The 22,041-nt window shown below is 57.2% G+C and carries 22 protein-coding genes; 21 read left to right on the forward strand and 1 reads right to left on the reverse strand.

The genetic code is table 11. The features are described 5' to 3' along the window. Nucleotides 1-72 precede the first annotated feature (72 nt). The 18 genes from dapF to spoVM all read left to right on the forward strand — a co-directional run bounded on the left by dapF (nucleotide 73) and on the right by spoVM (nucleotide 18,307). A complete protein-coding gene (gene dapF, locus ET33_RS25655) occupies nucleotides 73-909 on the forward strand; it encodes a diaminopimelate epimerase (protein ID WP_036689090.1) in 837 nt (278 codons plus the stop codon). A 32-nt stretch (nucleotides 910-941) separates the two neighbouring features. Next, nucleotides 942-2,837, forward strand: a complete 1,896-nt coding sequence (locus tag ET33_RS25660; protein ID WP_036689093.1) for a bifunctional homocysteine S-methyltransferase/methylenetetrahydrofolate reductase — start codon at nucleotides 942-944, stop codon at nucleotides 2,835-2,837. A 29-nt stretch (nucleotides 2,838-2,866) separates the two neighbouring features. Continuing rightward, nucleotides 2,867-3,748 carry a YicC/YloC family endoribonuclease gene (locus ET33_RS25665; RefSeq protein WP_036688866.1) on the forward strand — a complete coding sequence of 294 codons (882 nt, stop codon included), beginning with the start codon at nucleotides 2,867-2,869 and terminating at the stop codon, nucleotides 3,746-3,748. 278 nt (nucleotides 3,749-4,026) lie between these two features. Further along, nucleotides 4,027-4,287 (forward strand): extracellular matrix/biofilm regulator RemA, encoded by a 261-nt coding sequence (remA, locus tag ET33_RS25670; protein ID WP_009672664.1) that lies wholly within the window; start codon nucleotides 4,027-4,029, stop codon nucleotides 4,285-4,287. Then, on the forward strand, nucleotides 4,277-4,918 hold the full coding sequence (gene gmk / locus ET33_RS25675; protein WP_036688870.1) for a guanylate kinase: 642 nt from the start codon (nucleotides 4,277-4,279) through the stop codon (nucleotides 4,916-4,918). Before remA ends, gmk begins: the two co-directional genes overlap by 11 nt. A 1-nt stretch (nucleotide 4,919) precedes the next feature. Next, nucleotides 4,920-5,135: a DNA-directed RNA polymerase subunit omega gene (gene rpoZ / locus ET33_RS25680; RefSeq protein ID WP_036688874.1), complete on the forward strand. Its 216-nt coding sequence runs from the start codon at nucleotides 4,920-4,922 to the stop codon at nucleotides 5,133-5,135. A 75-nt stretch (nucleotides 5,136-5,210) separates the two neighbouring features. Beyond that, a complete protein-coding gene (coaBC, locus tag ET33_RS25685; protein WP_036688876.1) occupies nucleotides 5,211-6,416 on the forward strand; it encodes a bifunctional phosphopantothenoylcysteine decarboxylase/phosphopantothenate--cysteine ligase CoaBC in 1,206 nt (401 codons plus the stop codon). 7 nt (nucleotides 6,417-6,423) lie between these two features. Next, nucleotides 6,424-8,928, forward strand: a complete 2,505-nt coding sequence (priA, locus tag ET33_RS25690; protein WP_036688879.1) for a primosomal protein N' — start codon at nucleotides 6,424-6,426, stop codon at nucleotides 8,926-8,928. Nucleotides 8,929-9,031: 103 nt separating this feature from the next. Next, the gene (gene def / locus ET33_RS25695; protein ID WP_036688883.1) at nucleotides 9,032-9,514 is read left to right on the forward strand and encodes a peptide deformylase; all 483 of its coding nucleotides are present in this window, start codon (nucleotides 9,032-9,034) and stop codon (nucleotides 9,512-9,514) included. Next, nucleotides 9,511-10,467, forward strand: a complete 957-nt coding sequence (gene fmt / locus ET33_RS25700; RefSeq protein ID WP_036688885.1) for a methionyl-tRNA formyltransferase — start codon at nucleotides 9,511-9,513, stop codon at nucleotides 10,465-10,467. Before def ends, fmt begins: the two co-directional genes overlap by 4 nt. Nucleotides 10,468-10,499: 32 nt before the next feature. After that, the gene (rsmB, locus tag ET33_RS25705; RefSeq protein WP_036688888.1) at nucleotides 10,500-11,981 is read left to right on the forward strand and encodes a 16S rRNA (cytosine(967)-C(5))-methyltransferase RsmB; all 1,482 of its coding nucleotides are present in this window, start codon (nucleotides 10,500-10,502) and stop codon (nucleotides 11,979-11,981) included. 92 nt (nucleotides 11,982-12,073) lie between these two features. Further along, on the forward strand, nucleotides 12,074-13,159 hold the full coding sequence (gene rlmN, locus ET33_RS25710) for a 23S rRNA (adenine(2503)-C(2))-methyltransferase RlmN (RefSeq protein ID WP_152570702.1): 1,086 nt from the start codon (nucleotides 12,074-12,076) through the stop codon (nucleotides 13,157-13,159). Between the two features lie 8 nt (nucleotides 13,160-13,167). Next, nucleotides 13,168-13,938 carry a Stp1/IreP family PP2C-type Ser/Thr phosphatase gene (locus tag ET33_RS25715; RefSeq protein WP_036689101.1) on the forward strand — a complete coding sequence of 257 codons (771 nt, stop codon included), beginning with the start codon at nucleotides 13,168-13,170 and terminating at the stop codon, nucleotides 13,936-13,938. A gap of 7 nt (nucleotides 13,939-13,945) precedes the next feature. After that, nucleotides 13,946-16,144, forward strand: a complete 2,199-nt coding sequence (gene pknB, locus ET33_RS25720) for a Stk1 family PASTA domain-containing Ser/Thr kinase (RefSeq protein ID WP_081890498.1) — start codon at nucleotides 13,946-13,948, stop codon at nucleotides 16,142-16,144. After that, complete coding sequence (gene rsgA, locus ET33_RS25725) at nucleotides 16,144-17,055, forward strand: ribosome small subunit-dependent GTPase A (RefSeq protein WP_036688892.1); 912 nt, start codon at nucleotides 16,144-16,146, stop codon at nucleotides 17,053-17,055. The genes pknB and rsgA overlap by 1 nt, the downstream gene beginning before the upstream one ends. 1 nt (nucleotide 17,056) lies before the next feature. Further along, nucleotides 17,057-17,725 (forward strand): ribulose-phosphate 3-epimerase, encoded by a 669-nt coding sequence (gene rpe, locus ET33_RS25730; RefSeq protein WP_036688895.1) that lies wholly within the window; start codon nucleotides 17,057-17,059, stop codon nucleotides 17,723-17,725. Continuing rightward, on the forward strand, nucleotides 17,726-17,974 hold the full coding sequence (locus tag ET33_RS25735; RefSeq protein WP_036688897.1) for a hypothetical protein: 249 nt from the start codon (nucleotides 17,726-17,728) through the stop codon (nucleotides 17,972-17,974). A 252-nt stretch (nucleotides 17,975-18,226) separates the two neighbouring features. Next, nucleotides 18,227-18,307 (forward strand): stage V sporulation protein SpoVM, encoded by an 81-nt coding sequence (gene spoVM / locus ET33_RS25740; protein WP_014652194.1) that lies wholly within the window; start codon nucleotides 18,227-18,229, stop codon nucleotides 18,305-18,307. 181 nt (nucleotides 18,308-18,488) lie between these two features. On the opposite strand, the gene rpmB is transcribed toward spoVM, so the two are convergent. Next, nucleotides 18,489-18,677: a 50S ribosomal protein L28 gene (gene rpmB / locus ET33_RS25745; RefSeq protein WP_010498258.1), complete on the reverse strand. Its 189-nt coding sequence runs from the start codon at nucleotides 18,675-18,677 to the stop codon at nucleotides 18,489-18,491. Between the two features lie 192 nt (nucleotides 18,678-18,869). On the opposite strand from rpmB, the gene ET33_RS25750 reads away from it, so the two are divergent. The 3 genes from ET33_RS25750 to ET33_RS25760 all read left to right on the forward strand — a co-directional run bounded on the left by ET33_RS25750 (nucleotide 18,870) and on the right by ET33_RS25760 (nucleotide 22,040). Continuing rightward, the gene (locus tag ET33_RS25750; protein WP_036688900.1) at nucleotides 18,870-19,232 is read left to right on the forward strand and encodes an Asp23/Gls24 family envelope stress response protein; all 363 of its coding nucleotides are present in this window, start codon (nucleotides 18,870-18,872) and stop codon (nucleotides 19,230-19,232) included. A 99-nt stretch (nucleotides 19,233-19,331) separates the two neighbouring features. Further along, nucleotides 19,332-21,125: a DAK2 domain-containing protein gene (locus ET33_RS25755; protein WP_407668116.1), complete on the forward strand. Its 1,794-nt coding sequence runs from the start codon at nucleotides 19,332-19,334 to the stop codon at nucleotides 21,123-21,125. Between the two features lie 63 nt (nucleotides 21,126-21,188). Continuing rightward, entirely contained in the window at nucleotides 21,189-22,040 is an 852-nt protein-coding gene (locus tag ET33_RS25760; protein ID WP_036688906.1) for a DegV family protein, read from the forward strand. Nucleotide 22,041: the final 1 nt, after the last annotated feature.

The raw sequence follows: 22,041 nt of genomic DNA on the forward strand, positions 1-22,041 counted from the left end.
GCGGAACCGCTATGCATAGCTGCGAATTTGCGATATAGTAGGGTGTAAAACGCTGAAATGGGAGCCAAAACGATGAATTTCACGAAAATGCAAGGGTTAGGCAACGATTTTATCGTCTTGCACGGCCACAAGGAGCTGCCTACGGACGCATCCGGGCAAGCGATCCGGTTGTGCGACCGCCATTTCGGCATCGGCGCGGACGGTCTTGTCTACCTGCTTCCATCGGCAAAAGCCGATTATATGATGCGGATCATCAATTCCGACGGCTCGGAGGCGGAGCAATGCGGCAACGCCATCCGCTGTGCGGCCAAATATATTTACGATCACGAGCTTGTTCCCCGGGACAAGACGGAACTGACGATCGAAACGATCGGAGCCGGGGCGCAGGCGGTTCAGCTGACGGTCAAGGAAGGGCGCGTCACTGCGGTACGCGTCGATATGGGAGCGCCGGTATTGAACGGGCTCGAAGTTCCTACGACGATCGACGAGCCGCAGATCATCAAGCATCCGGTCACCGTCGATGGACGCGAATTCCGGTTTACCGCCGTGTCGATGGGCAACCCTCACTGCGTCATTTTTGTCGAGGATGCCATTGGAACGGATCTGCACGCTTGGGGCCCAAAGCTCGAAACACATGCGCTGTTTCCCCGCAAAATTAATGTAGAGTTTGCGACGGTCCAAAGGCGCGATTACGCCGATATGCGGGTGTGGGAACGCGGCGCGGGCCCGACGCTCGCCTGCGGAACGGGCGCCTGCGCCACGCTGGTGGCCGGCGTACTTACCGGACAAATGGACCGGGAAGCGGTCATTTCCTTAAAGGGCGGCGAGCTTCGGATCGAATGGAACGAGTCGGACAATCATGTCTATATGACAGGTCCGGCGGAAATCGTGTTTAAAGGAACGCTGTAAGGTCCATCATGGAGAGAAGGGAGATGCCGTTGGTGAAACCGGATTTGCGAGAAGCTCTCAGACGTCAGGTGCTGGTAGGGGACGGGGCCATGGGTACGTACCTGTATCAGATGGGTTTTCCTGTCGGCATTTCTTATGAAGAATTAAATTTGTTGGAGCCTGATGTCATCATGGACGTGCATCGGCGCTATTACGAAGCCGGAGCGCGTTTAATCGAGACCAATACGTTCTCGGCGAACCGCGAAAAGCTGTCCAAATACGGGCTGGAGCAGGAGATGGAGGCGATCAACCGCGCCGGTGTCGAGCTGGCCAGAAAAGCGGTTGGAGACGACGCCTATGTTGTCGGCGCTATCGGCTCGATCCGGGCGGGCAAACGCAAAAATGTCCGCACCGCCAAGGTCAAGGAAGATTTTCGCGACCAAATCGAGGTGCTTGTCGATACGCCGGTGGATGGGCTGTTGCTCGAGTCGTTCTACGATCTGGAGGAAATGCTGATCGCGCTGAGGCTGATCCGCAAGGTCAGCGAGCTCCCGGTCATTTGCCAGTTTGCGACCGAAGGCACGGACTCGACGCATGACGGCATCCTGCTGACGGAAGCGTTCCGGAAACTGACGGCGGCCGGGGCGGACGTAGTCGGCTTCAACTGCCGGAGCGGTCCGAACGGGCTGATGCGTTCGCTCCAGCGGGTCGCCGGCATGGAGGGCGCGCCGCCGTTCTCGGTGTTCCCGAACGCAGGGATCGCCGACTATGTGGACGGACGGTACACCTATGCGGCGACTCCGGAATATTTTGGGGAAACCGCCCGGAAATTCGTCGACTTGGGAGCGCGCATCGTCGGCGGCTGCTGCGGCACGACGCCTGAGCATATCGCCGCCATGACGCAGTCGCTTCAGAACTATGCGCCCGATCCGGATGCGTTGCGCTTGCTGCAGGAAGCTGGCGAGGGAAGCGAGACCGGCCGCATTGTGACGCGTCTGCAGCCCGTATCGTCGCCTTCCGCTCCGGAGCCGAATCTCGCCGATCTCGCGAAGGAGCGCTATACCGTCATCGTGGAGCTTGACCCGCCTCGCGATCTGGACATCGAGAAGTTCATGCAGGGGGCGCAGGCGCTCAAAAATGCCGGGGTCGACGCGTTGACGATGGCGGACAATTCGCTCGCCGTCACAAGGATGAGCAACTTGGCGCTCGGCAGTTTGGTAAAAGAGAGAATCGGCATGAAGCCGCTCATTCACATCGCGTGCCGGGATCGCAACATGATCGGTACCCAATCGCATATGATGGGGCTTCATGCGCTCGGCATCGACCATGTGCTGGCCGTGACGGGCGATCCGGCCAAATTCGGCGATTTGCCGGGTTCGAGCTCCGTGTACGATCTGACATCATTCGAGATCATCCGGATGATTAAGCAATTGAACGAGGGAATCGCTTTTTCCGGCAAGTCGCTTAAGAAGAACGCGAATTTCGTCATCGGCGCCGCCTTCAATCCGAACGTCAAGCACTTGGATAAAGCGGTGCAGCGGCTTGAGCGCAAAATCGAGTCCGGCGCCGATTATATCATGACCCAGCCGGTCTATAATGCGGAGCTGATCGAGAAGGTGTACGAGGCGACAAAGCATCTGGACGTTCCGATCTTCATCGGCATTATGCCGCTCGCCAGCGGGGGCAACGCCGAATACCTGCATAACGAGGTTCCGGGCATTCAGCTATCGGATGAAGTCCGGCAGCGGATGAACGGGCTTAAGGGCGAAGAAGGACGAGCCATGGGCGTGCAAATCGCCAAGGAACTACTCGATGCGGCGATGCATTATTTTAAAGGAATTTACCTGATGACGCCGTTCCTTGCTTACGAGATGACCGTACAGCTGACGGAGTACGTTTGGGAGAAAGCGCAGCGGCTTGATTCCCACTTGTACCCACTATCAAAATGAATTAGAATAGGATAATGGATGTGAAGGCCATGGTCATCAGTATGACCGGCTTCGGACAAGCCGCACGTACGACAGACGGCTTCCGGATCCAGATTGACCTTAAATCGGTCAATCACCGTTACTGCGAGATCGTGGTACGGATGCCCCGGGAATTTGCCCGTTACGAGAACGCGGTTAAAGCCGCCGTTCAGCAGCATGTAAGGCGCGGGCGTGTCGATGCGTTCGTTACGGTCGAACGCGACCGCGACGTACCGCAAGCTGTCGAGATCGATTGGAGCTTGGCCATGGGCTATGCTCAAGCGGCCGAACAGCTGCGGGAGCGGTTATCTCTCAAGGACGAGCTGAGCCTGCGCGATTTGCTTTCCATTCCCGGCCTGGTTGCGATCGGGCAGAATGAGGAGATGGCCGAGGAGCGGATGGAAGCGGAGCTCATTGCTTGTGCATCGGAAGCGGCAAGGGAGCTTTCGGACATGCGCGAGAAGGAAGGCGCTTTTCTTCACAGTGATTTGATGCAGCGTATCGGGACGATGGAGCATTATTGCAGCACGGCCTCGGGGATCGCGCCTCAAGTGGTCCAAGACTATGCCGGCAAGCTTCGCACCCGGGTCGAAGAGCTTTTGCAGCAAGCGCCTCCGGACGAGCAGCGGCTTGCCATGGAAATCGCCGTCTTTGCCGACCGTGCGAGCATCGCCGAAGAGCTGACCCGTCTGCAAAGCCACTGCAAGCAGTTCCGGGAGCTGCTGAAATCCTCCGAACCGGTGGGCCGCAAGCTCGATTTTCTCGTTCAGGAGATGAACCGGGAAGCGAATACGATCGGTTCTAAAGCGAATCACGCCCAGCTGGCCGCCGTGGTGGTCGACATGAAAGCGGAGCTCGAAAAAATGCGGGAGCAGATTCAAAATATCGAGTAACTACTTATAAGTAATATCTAATTTTTTTTGCAAGTGTTTTGTCTTTCGACTGGAGGCGGAGGGCAGAGCATGTTCCGGAGCATAGGCTTCCGATGCAGTTTTCCTTGCGGAAAACTTGTAGTTTACGTGCCGCCTTTGATATCGGGTTCTTACTGCAAGGTAACATTAATTGAGAACCCGATATCAAGAGCAGCCGAAGAAACATGCTTCTGACCCGTAGACGGTGAAGAAAGACAACCCCTAACTTGCAAAAAAATGCTCAGGGGGAACCTATAACAATGGCGATCAAACTAATCAATATCGGTTTCGGGAATATCGTATCTGCGAATCGAATCATTTCCATTGTCAGCCCGGAATCGGCACCGATCAAACGGATCATTCAAGAAGCGCGCGACCGCCATATGCTGATCGATGCGACTTACGGTCGCCGCACCCGCGCCGTCATTATCACGGACAGCGATCATGTCATTTTGTCCGCGGTACAGCCGGAAACGGTGGCGCATCGACTTTCCAACAAGGACGATGATCATGACGAGTAATGTAGGATATACCCCTGCGGATAAGGGAATTTTGATCGTGCTTTCCGGTCCTTCCGGCGTCGGCAAGGGTACCGTCTGTAAAGCGCTGCGGAGCTGTGCGCCGGATATCGTATATTCGGTTTCCGCAACAACGCGGGCTCCGCGGCAGGGCGAAGTGGATGGGGTCAACTATTTTTTTAAGACCAGAGAACAATTCCAGCAAATGATCGCGCAGGATCAAATGCTGGAGTGGGCGGAATACGTAGGCAATTACTACGGGACGCCGCGCAAGTTTGTAGAAGACACGCTGAACACAGGTAAGGACATTATCTTGGAAATCGAAGTGCAAGGCGCGCTGAAGGTGAAGCAGAAGTTCCCAGAAGGGGTCTTCGTTTTTCTGCTGCCTCCGTCGCTGCCGGAGCTTGAAAGCCGCATCGTCGGACGCGGCACGGAATCCGAGGAAACGATTCGCAGCCGCATGTCGGTGGCGGTCGATGAGATCGCGATGATGGAACATTACGATTATGCTATCGTCAACGATCAAGTAGACCTCGCTTGTTCTCGCATCCGCAGCATCTTAACGGCGGAGCACTGTCGCAAAGACCGGATAGTTTCCAAAATTCAACATTGGATGGCTGAGGTGAAAAAATAACATGTTATATCCTTCTATCGACAAACTTTTGGACAAGGTAGACAGCAAGTATTCGCTCGTGGTAGCGGCCTCCAAACGGGCGCGCATGCTGCGTGACGGTTCCAAAACCGAATTAAAGCAAAAGAAGTCGCATAAATATGTAGGTCTGGCTCTGGAAGAAATCTACGAAGACCATATTTCCTACGAGAAATTGCAAAACAAAGAGTCCTTAAAGTAAACAACAACCCTCGTGGTTGTTATTTTTTTCGCAAGGATACGATTCATTGCTCGTAAGGGAAAGGAGCGAAGCCCCATGTTGAACGGAAAAACGGTCTTGCTCGGGGTCAGCGGCGGCATTGCCGCTTACAAAGCGGCGGCGGTATGCAGCAAGCTGGCGCAGGCGGGAGCCGACGTGCGGGTGATTATGACGGAATCGGCGACCAAATTTGTGGCGCCGCTAACGTTCCAAACGTTGTCGAGACACGACGTCATCGTCGATACGTTCGACGAAAAGGACGCTTCCGTCGTATCGCATATCGATCTGGCCGACAGGGCGGACGTCGTGGTGATCGCCCCGGCCACCGCCAACGTCATTGGCAAAATCGCGCTGGGCCTCGCCGACGATATGCTCAGCACGACGCTATTGGCCACCACGGCGCCGATTCTCGTAGCTCCCGCTATGAACGTGCATATGTATACGCACCCCGCGGTGCAGGCGAACATGCAGAAGCTTGCGGAGCGCGGCGTCCGGTTCATCGAGCCCGGCACGGGTCAGCTGGCTTGCGGCTATGTGGGCAAGGGGCGCTTGGCGGAGCCGGAAGAGATCGTGGCTGCGGTCGAACGGTTTTTCCAAGAGAAGCGACTGCTTGAAGGCAAGCATGTTCTGGTTACGGCCGGCGCGACGGTGGAACGGATCGACCCCGTCCGGTACTTGACCAACGATTCCTCGGGCAAAATGGGGTATGCGATCGCCGAGGAAGCGCAGCGGATGGGGGCGAACGTGACGCTCGTTATGGGCAAAGCTTCGATTGCTGCGCCCGCCGGCGTGACCGTGGTCAAAGTCGAATCCGCACTGGAGATGATGGAAGCGGTCCTTTCCCGGCTGCCCGAGCAGGATGTGATTATCAAGGCCGCGGCTGTGGCCGATTACCGGCCTGCGGAGCAGGCGGAGCATAAAATCAAGAAAAGCGAAGATGAAATGACGATGCGGATGGTGAAAAATCCGGATATCGCTCAAGCGGTCGGCGAACGGAAGAAGCCGTCGCAGCTTCTCGTCGGATTTGCAGCCGAAACGCAGCATTTGGAGACGTTTGCGCAGGAAAAGCTGAAGAAGAAGCGCTGCGATCTGTTGGTAGCCAACGACGTGACGATGGAAGGCGCAGGCTTCGGGACCGATACGAACGTCGTACGGATTTATGATTCCGGGGGGCTGGTTGAAGCGCTGCCCCTGATGTCGAAAGGGCAAGTCGCAGCCAGATTGCTCACGCTAGTTGCGGATCGTCTCGGAAAGGGGAGATGACCGACGAATGTACGCCAAAGTCATTGTGGATGTCCCGGCCCGGCCTACGAACCGGGCATTTGACTATATAGTACCGGAAACGATGCGGGATTACATCGCCGTGGGGAGCCGCGTAGGCGTTCCCTTCGGCCCGCGGACCGTGCAAGGGTTTGTCGTAGAGATTCACAACGGAACGGACCTCGACCCGGAGAAGCTGAAGCCGATCCGCCAGACGATGGACGTCACTCCTCCGCTAACCCCCGAACTGGTAAAGCTGGGCCGCTGGATCAGCCGCACGTATCTTTGCCACGAAATTATTGCGCTGCAAGCGATGATCCCCGGGGCGCTTAAGGCCAAATACGAACGGCATGTTAAGGCGGCCGACGACCTGGAGAACGAAGAAAAGCAGCCGGAGCTGCTGCCTCTGCTCCTCCCCGAGCAGGAAGAAATCCTCGCTTATGTCCGCAGGCACGAATCGGTCGAGATGGAATCGCTGCTGCAAACATTTTCGGAAAAAGGCGCACTGATCAAACAGCTGCTGGAAGACGGACGGCTCACGGAAATTCAAATGGTCAAAGACCGGATGTCTACGAAAAAAGCGCTTTATGTGTTTCCGCCGAACGATCCCGGTCAGTTGGAAGCGTGGCAAGACGAGCTGCCGGCCCGTGCAGCCAAACAAAAGCAGGTGCTCGGTTTTCTGCAGGAGCATCCCGAGCCGATCAAGCTGACGGAATTGCTTACGAAGCTGCAAATCACCGCCGCAGCGGTAAAAGGGCTAGTCGAACGAGGATGGCTTCTGCTGGAGGAAACCGAAGTGCAGCGCGATCCCTATGCGTCGCGTACCTTCAAGCCGACCTCGCCGCTCCCGCTGATGCCCGAACAGCAAGCAGTCTTCGAACGGATCAGGGAGGCGGTGCAAGGACGGACGCCGCGCGTCTTTTTGCTGCACGGGGTAACCGGCAGCGGGAAGACGGAAGTCTATCTCCAGTCGATCCAAACATGCTTGGATCAAGGCTGCGAAGCGATCGTGCTCGTCCCGGAAATTTCGCTAACGCCTCAGATGGTTGAGCGGTTCAAGGGAAGGTTCGGCAACCGGGTCGCCGTGCTGCACAGCCGTTTATCCAACGGTGAACGCTATGACGAATGGCGCAAAATCGTGCGCCGGGAAGTTAGCGTCGTGATCGGCGCACGCTCGGCGATTTTCGCGCCATTTACGAATATCGGACTCATTATTATCGATGAAGAACACGAGTCGACCTATAAACAGGAAGAAAGCCCGAAGTATCATGCCCGCGACGTGGCGATCGCCCGGGCGGGCGAACACGGAGCCTCGGTCGTGCTGGGCTCCGCGACGCCATCGCTGGAAAGCATGTACCGGACTTCCGCCGAGGCTGCGGCTTTGGCAACCCCCGATCGGCCGGCATTCGAATTGCTCTCCATGCCTTCGCGTGTCGAGGGAAGGCCGCTGCCGCGGGTGAATATCATCGATATGCGCGAGGAACTGAAAAACGGCAACCGCTCGATGTTCAGCCGCGCCTTGTATAAAGCGATCGAAGATCGGTTACACAAGAAGGAACAGGTCGTCCTGCTTCTGAACCGGCGCGGGTACGCCACGTTCGTCATGTGCCGCACCTGCGGCTATGTCGCGGATTGTCCGCACTGCGATATTTCGCTGACGTACCATCAAAGCTCCAAGGCGATCCGCTGTCATTACTGCGGCTACGCGGAGCGCGAACTGGCCGTTTGCCCGGACTGCGGCAGCGAGCATATCCGCCATTTCGGCACGGGAACGCAACGGGTCGAGGAGGAGCTCGGCAAGCTGTTCCCCGGCATTCGCGTTATTCGCATGGACGTCGACACGACGACGGAAAAGGGCTCGCATGAAAAATGGCTCGGGATGTTCCGGAATCGCCAGGCCGACGTGCTGCTCGGCACGCAAATGGTCGCCAAGGGGCTTGATTTTCCATACGTGACACTCGTCGGCGCGCTCGCTGCCGATTCCGTACTGAACCTGCCCGATTTCCGCGCGGCCGAACGGTCGTTCCAGCTGCTGACGCAGGTGGCGGGACGTGCCGGACGGCACGAGCTGCCCGGCGAGGTGTTCGTGCAAACGTACACGCCGGAGCATTACAGCATTATGAGCGCGAGCAAGCATGATTATATGGGTTTTATGCGCAAGGAGATGCTGATGCGTAAGCTGCACAATTATCCGCCGTTTCACCGGCTCGTCTTGATTACGCTATCGCATGAGCAGGTGCAGCTGCTGCTTCGTGCGGGTGAAATGCTCGCTTCCCGTCTGAAAGAGCTGGCGCAGACGATGCAAGCGGACGGAACCGAGCTGGAGGTGCTGGGGCCCGTCGCTTCGCCGATTTCTAGGATCAAAGATAGATATCGGTTTCAATGCATGATAAAATATCGGGGAGAGACGGACATTTCCGCCTTGGTCCAGAAAGCGGCCGCCGTGCTTGACGATACCGTGAAGCAGCACAAGCTGACAGTGGCGATCGATGTCGATCCCCAGGTGTTAATGTAACGGACTGTCAACCGGCCCATGCGGCCGGAATATACATAACATATCAGCCGGCTGTGAAAAAGGCCGGTTCATTCTCTTGAAATGAAAAGGAAGGTGCTTATACATGGCAATCAAAATCATCGTGAAGGACCCGGACCCGGTGCTGCGTGAAAAATGCAAGCCCGTTCCTAAAATTACGCCGAACATCCATAAGCTGCTGAACGACATGGCGGATACGATGTACGATGCGGAGGGCGTAGGACTGGCCGCACCGCAGATCGGCATTCTCAAGCGGGTCATCGTCATGGACGTCGGCGACGAGCACGGCTTGATCGAGCTGATCAATCCGGAGATCATCGAGCGGGAAGGGGAACAGTTCGGACCGGAAGGCTGCCTGAGTATTCCCGGATTTACGGGCGATGTGAAGCGCGCTGCCCGAGTGAAGGTCAAGGGCCTCAACCGCGACGGCGAGGAGATCGTCATCGAAGGGACCGAGCTGCTGGCCCGCTGCATCCAGCATGAGGTGGATCATTTAAACGGGGTGCTGTATACGGACTTGGCGGAAAAAATGTATCGCAGCGAGCAAGAGGATCGTGATGACGCATGAGAGTGATTTTTATGGGCACGCCGGATTTCGCCGTGCCGTCTCTGCAGACGCTGCTGAACGCTAAAAATCTGGAGGTCGTCGCGGTCGTCACGCAGCCGGACCGTCCGGTCGGGCGCAAGCGCGTACTGACGCCGACCCCCGTCAAAGTCGGGGCGGAGAAGCACAGCCTGCCCGTGCTTCAGCCGGAACGGCTGCGCCGCCCGGAGTCCGTCGAGGCGATCCGCGCTCTGCAGCCGGATCTGATCGTGACGGCGGCTTATGGGCAAATTTTGCCGAAGTCGGTGTTGGACCTGCCGAGGCTGGGCTGTATTAATATTCACGCGTCGCTGCTCCCCAAATACCGCGGCGGGGCGCCGATTCACTACGCCGTGATGAACGGCGACGACGTTACCGGCGTCACGATCATGTACATGGCGGAAGGTCTGGATACCGGCGACATGATCAGCAAGATTGAGGTGCCGATCGAGGACAGCGATACGACCGGCACGATGTTCGACAAGCTGAGCTTGGCCGGAGCGAAGCTGCTGGAGGAGACGCTGCCGGATTTGCTGGCGGGACGCGTGCAGCCGGTGCCGCAGAACGATGCGGAGGCAGTATACTCGCCGAACATCAGCCGCGAGCAGGAGCGGATCGATTGGTCGAAGCCGGCGGAGCAGCTGTGGAATTTGGTGCGAGCGCTTCATCCCCGGCCGGGAGCTTACACGCTGTGGAACGGCGAAGTATTGAAAATATGGACGTGCGCCAAGCCTGCCGAGTCGGAGCAGGTGCCTGACGGCGTACAGCCGGGCACCGTGCTGGAAGCGGGAGAACGGGGAATCGCCGTGGCTGCCGGACAAGGCGTGCTGCGGATCACGGAGCTGCAGCCGGCAGGCAAGAAGGCCATGGACGCCGCCGCGTTCGCGCGAAGCGGACAGTTGGCGCCGGGCACCGTGCTTGGGACATCGGGCGATTGAGCTGTGAGCGATAGAAGAAAAGCGGAGGAATTATGAGCGAAACGAATCAACCGTCCTCCGGACGGACCAAGCGGGCGGGAGCAGGAGGCAAACCGACCAGTGGTGCGGCTTCGGGCGGAGCCCGGGGGAGCCGTCAGGGGAATGCTTCCCGGGCAAGCAAAGGCCCGGCTCAAGGCTCAGCCAGGGAAGCGGCCCTTGACGTGCTGGTGCGGATCGAGCAAGACCGTTCGTACAGCAATTTGCTGCTTAATCAGACGCTGCAAAAGTACAAGCTGGACAAGCCGGACGCGGGGCTCGCGACCGAAATCGTATACGGAACGGTGCAGCGGCTCGGCACGATCGACTTTTTCCTGGAGCGGTTCGTCAGCAAAGGGCTGGCGAAGCTGCAGGCGTGGGTTCGTAACCTGCTGCGGCTGAGCTTTTACCAACTGCACTATTTGGATCGGATTCCGGACCATGCGATCGTCAACGAAGCGGTCAATATCGCGAAGCGGCGGGGCCATCAAGGCATCTCCGGCATGGTCAACGGCGTGCTGCGCAGCGTGCTCCGCAGCAAAAGCGAGCTCGTTCTGCCCGCCGGGCTGCCGGCCGAGCGGCGCATCGCGCTTGCGCAGTCGCACCCGGAGTGGCTGGTGCGGTACTGGGTCCGCGAGTTCGGCGAGCGGACGGCCGAGCGGCTCTGCGAGGCCAACAACACGCCGCCGCGCGTGAGTCTGCGCGCAAACGGCCTGAAGCTCGGCCCGGGCGAGCTGGTCGAGCGGCTGCGGCAAGGAGGGCTCGAAGCGGAGCTCTCCGCGGTTGCGCCCACCGGCGTGATCGTGCGCGGCGGCGGCAACATGGCCCTGTCGCCGGACTATGCGGCGGGCCTGTTTTCGGTCCAGGACGAGAGCTCCATGCTCGTCGCGGAATGGGTGGACCCGCAGCCGGGCGAGCGGGTGCTGGACTGCTGCGCCGCGCCCGGCGGCAAGACGGCGCACCTTGCGGAGAAGATGGGCGACCGCGGCGAAATCGTCGCTTGCGACGTGCACGAGCATAAGCGGAAGCTCATCGAGGAGCAGGCGGAGCGCCTCGCGCTGCGATCGATTCGGACGCTGACGGCGGATGCGCGCCGGCTGGCGGAGCATTTTGCCCCGGAAAGCTTCGACCGCATTCTGCTCGACGCCCCCTGCTCGGGGCTTGGCGTCATCCGCCGGAAGCCGGACATGAAATGGAGCAAAAACGAAGCGGAGCTGACGGAGATCTGCGATATCCAGCGGGAGCTGCTGGAGGCGGTGCATCCGCTGCTGAAGCCGGGCGGCGTGCTAGTGTACAGCACGTGCACGGTGGAGAAGGCCGAGAACGAAGACATGATCCGCGCCTTTATGGAGCGCCATCCTTCGTTTGAAGCGGATCTGCCTGAAGTGCCGGAGACGCTCAAGGACCGGTTGGACGAGGAGCTCGCTGCGGTGCGGATCATGCCGTACGATTACGGCTCGGACGGCTTTTTTATCGCCCGGCTGCGCAAGCGAGCATAGAACCGCAAAATGTGGTAAAATAAAACGTGGCCTTTTCGGCGGATGTCCCCGAAAGGGCCTCACTATAGACTAAACAGGTTGTGATGCATACAATGAACGAAATAGAAAGCAGATGGCAGCCGAAAAACGAAAAGCCGTACGTCTACGACTTTACCCTGGAGGATTGGCAGCAGTGGGTCAAGGACAACGGAGAGGCGGGCTTTCGCGCCGGCCAAATTTTCGATTGGCTGTATGTGAAAAGAGTTTCAAGCTTCGACGAGATGACGAATCTTCCGAAACCGCTCCGGGACCGGCTTAAGGAGCAGTTCGATTTCGTCACGCTTACGGAAGTGACGCATTACCGTTCGAAGGACGGGACCGTCAAGTTTTTGTTCGAGCTTAGCGACGAGAATGCCATCGAAACGGTCATCATGAAGCACAGCTACGGGAACAGCATCTGCGTAACGACGCAGGTCGGCTGCCGGGTCGGCTGTACGTTCTGCGCCTCGACGCTCGGCGGCTTGAAGCGGAATTTGACTTCCGGCGAGATCATCGCCCAGGTGGTCAAGGCGCAGCAGCTTTTGGACGAAACACAGGAGCGGGTCAGCAGCATCGTCATCATGGGAATCGGCGAGCCGTTCGAGAATTATGACGCGGTGATGAAGTTTCTCAAGGTAATGATCCATCCGAAGGGGCTGAATATCGGCCAGCGGCACATTACGGTGTCGACCAGCGGCATCGTTCCGAACATTTACCGGTTTGCCGACGAGGATACGCAGATCAATCTAGCGATTTCGATTCATGCGCCGAACGATACGCTGCGTTCCAAGCTGATGCCGGTCAACCGCCGGTATCCGTTTGCCGAGCTGATCGAAGCCTGTCAATATTACGTCGCAAAAACCGGACGGCGTATTACGTTCGAATACGCATTGATGGGTGGCGTGAACGATCAGGCTGAGCACGCGGAGGAGCTGGCAAAAGTATTAAAAGCATTTCCGATGGCGCACGTGAACTTGATTCCGGTCAATTTCGTTTCCGAGCGCGACTTTGTGCGTACGCCCCGGAATGATATCTTCACGTTCCAACGCATTCTGGAACGTAACAAAATCAACGCCACCATACGCCGGGAGCAGGGCAGCGATATCGCGGCCGCCTGCGGGCAGCTGCGGGCGAAGCATATGGAGTCGGGTGCGAGGTGAAGCAAGCGATGCTGAGATTGGCTTATCAATCCGATATCGGCCGGGTGCGGGCAGTCAATGAGGACCGCGCAGCCGTTCAAGAGGGCTTGAACGGCTGGACCCTCGCCATTGTCGCAGACGGCATGGGAGGCCACCAGGCCGGAGATATCGCAAGTCAAATGGCGGTGGAGCTTATCCCGCTGCAGGTGAAGTCCTTGGATCCGAACCGGTCGTCCGAGGAGCGGCAGCTTAAATTGAAAGAAGCGATCGAAGCCGCCAACGATAACATTTTCGAATTTGCGTCCGGACGCGAAAATTACCACGGGATGGGGACGACCGTCGTTGCTGTGCTAGCGAACGACGAGCGGGCTGTCGTTGCGCATATCGGCGACAGCCGCGTCTACCTGATTCGCGACGGGCAGATCGAGCAGTTAACGGAAGATCATTCGCTCGTGAACGAGCTGGTCAAAAGCGGCCAGATCACCCGCGAGGAAGCGAGCCACCATCCGCGGCGCAACGTTCTGACGCGGGCGCTCGGGACCGAGCCGACGATCGAGGTGGATGTGCAGGAAATCGGCTGGGGCCCCGGAGACTTGCTGCTGCTGTGCAGCGACGGACTAAGCAGCTTGGTTGAACCTGGCCAAATGCTCCAAGCCGTGACGGAAACGGACGGTTTGGAGCGTAAGGTGGATCGGTTGGTCCAGGCTGCGCTGGATGCCGGGGGCGACGACAACGTAACGGTGTTGCTGATCGAGAACGGGCCGGATTCGGCGGTACATGACGACGGAGAAGCGGGGTGAGGAAGGAATGATCGGTAAGCAGCTTGGAGGACGCTACGAGATTTTGGGACGCGTCGGCGGCGGCGGAATGGCCATCGTATACAAAGGACTCGATATTTTATTGCATCGGCATGTCGCCGTGAAGGTGCTGCGCCAGCAGTACGTACACGACGAAGAATTCATTCAGCGTTTTCGCCGCGAAGCGCAAGCCGCAGCCTCCTTGTCGCATCCGAACGTGGTCAGCATATACGACGTCGGCCAAGAGGAAGACATCCATTACATCGTAATGGAGTACGTCGAGGGAACGACCTTGAACGAGCAGATTAAGGAAAAGGCTCCGCTGCAGGTGGAGGAAGCCGTTCATATTGCGAGCCAGATTTGCGACGCCCTCGATCACGCGCATCATAATCAAATCATCCATCGCGATATTAAGCCGCACAACATATTGATCGGCAAAAACGGCCGCGTCAAAGTGACCGACTTCGGGATCGCTCGCGCCGTCACTTCTTCCACGATTACGCAGACTGGCTCCGTCGTCGGCTCGGTTCATTATTTTTCGCCCGAGCATGCTAAAGGGACGCCGACCGGCGAGCAATCGGACTTGTACTCTCTCGGGATTGTTATGTACCAGATGCTGACGGGCCGGCTACCGTTTCTCGGCGAAAGTCCGATCAGCGTAGCCTTGAAGCATTTGCAGGAGGATGTCGAAGAGCCCCGCAAGGTGAATCCGCTCATCCCGCAAAGCGTGGAAAACATCATTCTGCGCGCGATGCGCAAAAGCACGTCCGAGCGGTACCGTTCGGCCAAAGACATGCTGAGCGATCTTGAGTCGTGCCTGCTGCCGCACCGCCGCAACGAGCCGAAAGTCAACTTTTTGGACGACGATGAGCTGGATGAGGAAAAGACGCGGGTTATGCCTGCGCTGCGGCCGGGACAATACGCCGTTGTGGAGGATGAGGACGATCCGCAGCCACGCGTGAAGGAAACGGCACCGCCCGAGAAGAAGCAAAAGGGCTGGGTCAAGCCGTTGGTCTGGTTTGTGGTGCTCATGGCGCTTGTTGGCGGCATGTGGTACGCGGTGCAGTACGTGCAGCAGAAATTGGCGGTGCAGCGGGTTGATATTCCGAATGTGGTGGATAAGCCGCTGGCCGAAGCCAAGAAAATATTAGAGGACAACAAGCTCCGAGTGGAAGTGGAGAGCCAGAAGGATGAGGTCAAACCGAAAGATATCGTCATCCGGCAGAGCCAGTCGAATATGCAGGTTAATGCGGGCACGACGATCAAGCTGACTGTCAGCGAAGGGCCCGAAAGTAAAAAAATGCCCGACGTTACCAAGCTGAAGCTGGCAGATGCCAAAACGAAGCTGACCTCCCTTGGTTTTAAGCTGGAAAACATCAAGATTGTTCAACAGTTTCTGGAGGCCGAGCCGGAAACGGTGACGTCTCAAAAGCCTGCGGTGAATGAGGAGTACACGTCGCCGGACGATGTTAAGGTCGAGCTGACCGTTAGCAAAGGTCGGGAAACGTTCAAAATGCCGAACTTGATCGGCAAAACGGAAAACGAAGCCAAAACGATCCTTAGCGAAAAAAATCTGAAGCTTTCCAAGGACGGGATTGTCCGCCAGCCGAGCTACAAGCAGAGCAAGGGTCGTGTGACGAAGCAATTTCCGTTCGAGCCGGACGACGACGTAACGCCGGGTACGGAAATTACGCTGACCGTCAGCTCGGGCCTTCCTCCAGAAGCGGGACAGATGACCGTACCGGTGCAAATTAAGCCGACCAAGGAAGGGCAGGCGGGTACGGCTAAAGTCATTCTGAGCGATGCGGCGGTCGAAAATTCGGAATACCAGAAGCTTACGAACGTGACCAAAACGGAAACACTTGAGGTGAAGCTGGTCGTCTCGCCGGATAAAGATGCGACCATCCAGATTCGCGGGGATAACATTCAGAACGATTCGATAACGATCACCTATAAGGATTATCAAGATCAAAAAGGTGGCAAGACTCAGTCGAACGGTACCGGTACGTCGTCGAATGCAGGCACTGGGACGAATGGCGGCGGGAAGACCGAGCCGCCGGCGACTCCGGCTTCCGGCACGGGCGGCGCGAGTGGCAAGCCGGCGCAGCAGGGAAGCGGCGGAACGACGCCGCCGCCGACCGGACAGAACGGAGGCGCAGCAACGGCTCCGGCCGGAACTACGACAGGTACAGGAGGCACGAATCCATAATGCCAACCGGGTTAATCGTGAAGGCGCTAAGCGGATATTATTACGTGCTTGCCGACGACGAGCAGACGACCGAAGCGGTGCAATGCCGGGCGCGGGGCATTTTCAAAAAGCGCGGCATTTCGCCGCTCGTCGGCGACCGTGTGGTCTACGGGCTGACGGAGAACGGGGAAGGAACGGTGGACGAAATTCTTCCCCGCTCCTCCGAGCTGATCCGGCCGCCGGTGGCGAATATCGATTTGGCTGTACTGGTGTTCTCGGTGACCGAGCCAGCACTTAATTTGCCGCTGCTGGACAAGTTTCTCGTACATACGGAAAGCGCCGGGCTCGATACGCTGATCTGCTTGACCAAGCATGATCTCTTGTCCGAAGGAAGCTCGCCTGACGCCGTTTCCGGGGAATTGGCGCTGGTGATCCGGCTCTACGAGTCGATCGGCTACCCGATGCTTGTGACAAGCGCCAAGGAAGGCATAGGCGTGAGCGAGGTTAACGACCGGCTTGCGGGCCGCATCGGGGTAGTTGCGGGGCAGTCCGGCGTCGGGAAGTCCTCGCTGCTTAACGCCATGGTGCCGGGGCTGTCGCTCGAAACGAACGAAATCAGCATGAAGCTTGGCCGGGGGAAACATACGACGCGCCACGTCGAGCTGATCCGGCTGCAGAACGGCGGACTTATCGCCGATACGCCGGGCTTTAGCCAGCTCGATTTTTTGCAGGTGGATGCGGAGGGGCTTAGCGGGGCTTTTCGGGAATTCGCCCCTTATGCCGCAGCGTGCCGCTTCCGCGGCTGCTTACATCTGCACGAACCGGGCTGCAAGGTTCAGGAGGCCAAAGAAGCGGGCCATATCGCCGCATCGCGGTACGACCATTACATTCAATTTTTGAACGAGATCAAAGACAAAAAAAGGAGGTACTGAGATGCTGCGTATCGCTCCTTCGATCTTATCCGCGAACTTTGCCAAGCTGGGCGAAGAAATTGCCGACGTTGAGCGCGGCGGGGCCGATTGGATTCACGTCGACGTGATGGATGGACATTTCGTGCCGAATATTACAATTGGACCGCTAGTCGTGGAGGCGATCCGTCCGATAACGAAATTACCGCTCGACGTGCATCTGATGATCGAGCAGCCGGATCGCTACATTGCCTCGTTCGTTCAGGCAGGCGCAGACCTCATTTCGGTTCACGCCGAGGCATGCGTCCATCTGCACCGGACACTTCATTATATTAAGGAGCAGGGCGTCAAAGCGGGTGTCGTGCTGAATCCGGCCACTTCGCTCCATGCTCTGGAGTATGTGCTTGAGGAAGGACTGCTCGACTACGTGCTGCTGATGACGGTTAACCCCGGCTTCGGCGGGCAAAAGTTTATCTCCGCGGTGCTGCCCAAAATCGCCGGACTGCGCCGTATGCTGGACGAGCACGGGCTTCAGCACGTGGACATCGAGGTCGACGGCGGAGTCAATACCGAGACGGCCAAGCTCGTTGCCGAAGCGGGCGCCAATGTGCTCGTTGCCGGTAACGCGGTGTTCAACCGGCCGGACCGCGCCGAGGCGATCCGCGCGATCCGGGAAGCCGGGAGCGGCCGGTAAATGCGGGCGCTTCAAATTTTTTTCTTCTGTTTACTATGCGCCGCCCTGCTGTTTGTGTTTTCCATTATCGACGGCGTGGTGAAGTTTGCCTTTTCGCTGGGGGCTTTATACGTCGGTATCCAGTTTTTTAAGCGATACGAGACGCGCGGCCTGCGCATTGCCTTCGTCTTGACCACGATCTTATTCTACTTTATTTATACGGTGTTCTACGCGTTGTATTTGGCAATGCAGCAGCAGGCTGCGGTTTGAGAAAAAAGACAGAACCTGGACGTGCATAACCGGCCCGGGGTTCGCATACATATGGTTACAAAAGTACGGCTTCCGGCTTTTGTAGCCTTTTTTGTTTTTTCGGTGCCCGGAATTTGCATGGCACGTTTTGGGGATTAGCGGAATATACTTTTAACGAGGTGGTTTACTGCGCGCATGGCTCGAGGTCGGCTTTGCGTCGCAAAGCCAAGCGATGCTGACTTTGCTGCGCAAAGTCTGGAGGGAGGGTGCAAAATGAAATTTTACACTATCAAGCTTCCGAAGTTTTTGGGTGGGTTTGTGAAAGCCGTACTTAACACATTTAGCAAAAACTGAAGATACGCTCGTCCATGCTTAGGCGCCGGCTGCCAGGCTAGGGCAGGCGCTACACCCGAAATCAACGGCTCAGCCGTCCTTGTCTTTGCAAGACAAGCGCGTTTATCAAGGTTGATGCGAAGTCATGCTTATCAACTAAAAAAAGCACCTGAGCCAGGTGCTTTTTGTCTGCGGACGCAGATTACACGCGAGTTACTTTTCCGGATTTCAGAGCTTTCGTGCTCACCCAAACGCGTTTCGGTTTGCCGTCGACCAGAATGCGAACCTTTTGAACGTTGACACCCCAAGTGCGTTTCGCTTTGTTGTTCGCATGGGATACATGGTTGCCGGTACCCGGGCCTTTACCTGTGATAAAACATTTGCGGGACATTGATTACACCTCCTTAAAGCATACACGCTTCAAAAACACACTTAAACATCATATCACAGCGGCCTAAACGCCGTCAACGCAGCTTCTTCGTTTTCTTCCCCTGCAGCCCGAGTTTTATTTATTTCTTGCGGCGAATATAGTACAATGATTCGTAGTCCATGCTAATTATGGAATCGAAGGAGCTGTATGGAGATGACAATCGAACTGGCTTCAGAATATGGAAAAATCTACGTTACGGACGAAGTAATCGCCGTACTTGCGGGTTCGGCGGCGCTCGACTGCTACGGACTTGTCGGGATGGCTTCGCGCAATCAATTCAAGGACGGTATTGCCGAACTGCTGCGCCGGGACAATTTGCGCCGGGGAGTCGAGGTTCACCGTGACGAGCAGGATGTCCTGACCATTGATTTATATATCGTCGTCAGCTATGGCACGAAAATTTCGGTCGTTGCGCATAACGTGCAGAGCAAAGTCAAATACATGCTCGGGGAAGTGGCGGGCCTGCAAGTGGCGACCGTGAACATTTTTGTTCAAGGCGTGAGGATTGCGGAATGAGACCTGTGATGACAGCGGTTGTGGCCGAAACATGTTATGGATCGCCGACAGGGTTATAGCGAAAGGGGAACGGTCTTTTTGAGTAAGCGCTTGAAAGAAATGAATGGACAAGATTTCATCCGAATGGTAGAAGCGGGAGCGCATAGGCTGACGACGAACGCGGAACGGGTCAATGCGCTTAACGTCTTTCCGGTACCGGACGGCGATACGGGCACCAATATGAATTTAACCTTGACTTCTGGGGTGGAAGAGCTTCGCCGCCGTTCGTCGGACCACTTGGGTAAAGCAGCGGAAGCGCTTGCTAAAGGCTTGCTGATGGGCGCCCGCGGCAACTCGGGCGTGATTCTGTCACAGTTGTTCCGTGGTTTCGCCAAAGCCGTATCCGACCTGCCTTCGGCCAACGCCCAGCAGGTGGCCGCGGCGTTTCAGAACGGCGTGGATATGGCCTACAAAGCTGTCGTCAAGCCCGTGGAAGGTACGATTCTGACCGTAGCCAAGGAAGCGGCTCGGCAGGGCGTACAGACCGCCAAGCGGCAGCCGGATGTCGCTGTCGTGATCGCGGAACTGCTGGATAAAGCGAAAGAGGCATTGGCTAAAACGCCGGACATGCTTCCCGTACTGAAGCAGGTGGGCGTCGTCGATTCCGGCGGGCAGGGGCTCGTGTATATCTACGAGGGCTTTGTGTCCGTTTTAGACATGGAGGAAGCGCCGCTGGAGGAGCCGGCCGATATGCCGTACGTCGCTTTTGGCGCGGTGCAGCCGCTGGAGGAGACGCTTGAACCCGCGGCGCCGCCGCTTGATTTTACCGGCCATGAACGCGTTCAGGCGAAGCTGGCGACGGAGGATATCGAGTTCGGGTACTGCACAGAGTTTATGGTGACGCTGAACCCGGGCAAGCTGAACGACCGCAAGTTTGACGATGCTCTGTTCCGCGAGGAGCTGTCCGCCTTCGGCGATTCCCTGCTTGTCGTGGCCGACGACGATCTGGTCAAAGTGCATATCCATGCTGAATTCCCGGGCAGCGTTATGAATCTGGCCCAGAACTACGGAGATCTCAGCCGGATCAAGATCGAAAATATGCGCGACCAGCATACGCATCTTCTAATGGAGGAGGCCGGACCGTCCGGCGCGGTCGCGGCATTGGCCAAGGCGACGCATTTGCTGGACGCGGCGAAGGAGCTCGAAATGGGCCAACCGTCCGTCCCGGCAGAGAACGATCCGTCTCGCGAGCTCAAGCCGTATGGCTTTGTCGCCGTATCCACGGGGGAAGGTATCTCCGGTATTTTCGGCAGCTTGGGCGTCGACCGGATTCTGCACGGCGGGCAAACCATGAATCCGAGTACCGAAGATATCGTGCGCGCCGTCAACGAGGTCGAAGCGAGAACCGTGTTCGTGCTTCCGAACAATTCGAACATCATCCTGGCTGCTCAGCAGGCCGTGGAGCTTGTGGAGGATAAGCAGGTTGTCGTTATTCCCAGCAAGTCGATTCCGCAAGGCATTGCCGCTGTAATTGCCTTCCAGGAGGAGGCGGCTCCCGAAGAAAACATCGACGAAATGCAGCAGGCGCTGCAGCAGGTACAGGCCGGTCAAATCACCCATGCCGTACGCGACACGCAAATGGACGGGATCGATATTAAAGAGGGCGACTATATCGGCATTCACAACGGCCGCATCGTTTCCTCGGCTCCGGACCTCGTCGATTCCTGCAAAAAGCTGATTGACTCCATGCTGGATACGGGTGCGGAGATCGTGACCCTGTATACCGGAGCGGATGCGGTGCAGGAGCAGACCGAGGAGCTTGTCGGGTATGTCGAACAATCGTATCAAGAGGTGGAAGTGGAAGTGCAGGACGGCGGACAGCCGCTCTATTACTACATTATTTCTGCGGAGTAAACGATTCGATTTCGACGCTATGTCTTATAGATCAAAAATTTTGCAAAGAATTGAGGGAGGCTATTGAGCCAGGTTCGTATTGTAACGGACAGCACGGCGGATATTCCGGCCGACCTGCGGGAGCGGCTCGGCATTGAGATGGTGCCGCTTAAAGTATTGTTCGGCTCGGAGGCATTTCGCGACGGGGTTGATATGGGTCCGGAGCAATTTTATGACAAGCTGGCCTCGTCCGGTATGTTTCCGACCACATCCCAGCCGTCGCCGGCTGATTTCATCCAAGTATACGAGAGGCTGGCGGACGAAGGCGCCGACTCGATCATCTCGATTCATTTGTCATCGCAGATGAGCGGCACTTACCAGTCCGCCCTCGTGGCGAAATCAATGATCGACGAGAAGGCGGATATCGAGGTGGTGGACAGCCGTACGGCTTCCTGTGGCATCGGCATCCTCGTCGTAGCTGCCGCGGAGGCGGCAAAGCAGGGGAAGAGCAAGTCGGAAATTTTGGAACGGATTGCGTCGTTGCGCCAAAACATCGGGCTCTATTTTTTGGTGGATACGCTCGAGTATTTGCATAAGGGCGGACGGATTGGCAAGGCTGCGGCGCTCTTCGGCTCCTTGCTTAATATTAAGCCGATCCTGTCGGTCAACGATGACGGAGTCGTGTACTCCGTCGATAAGGTTCGCGGACAGAAGAAAGCGATGAACCGGATCGTCGAGCTGCTGCAGAAGGATTTTGCCGGCAAGCCGATCGAATTGATCATGGGTTATACGACCGGCCGCGAGACGGCGGAGGAATTTTTCTCGCTGCTGAAGCAGCATTTTGATGTAAAAAGCGTGCAATACACGCATATCGGGCCCGTCATCGGAGCGCATGTCGGACCCGGAACCGTAGCGGCTTTTGGCATACCGGTCTGAT

Source organism: Paenibacillus tyrphae (assembly GCF_000722545.1).
GTDB lineage: Bacteria > Bacillota > Bacilli > Paenibacillales > NBRC-103111 > Paenibacillus_G > Paenibacillus_G tyrfis.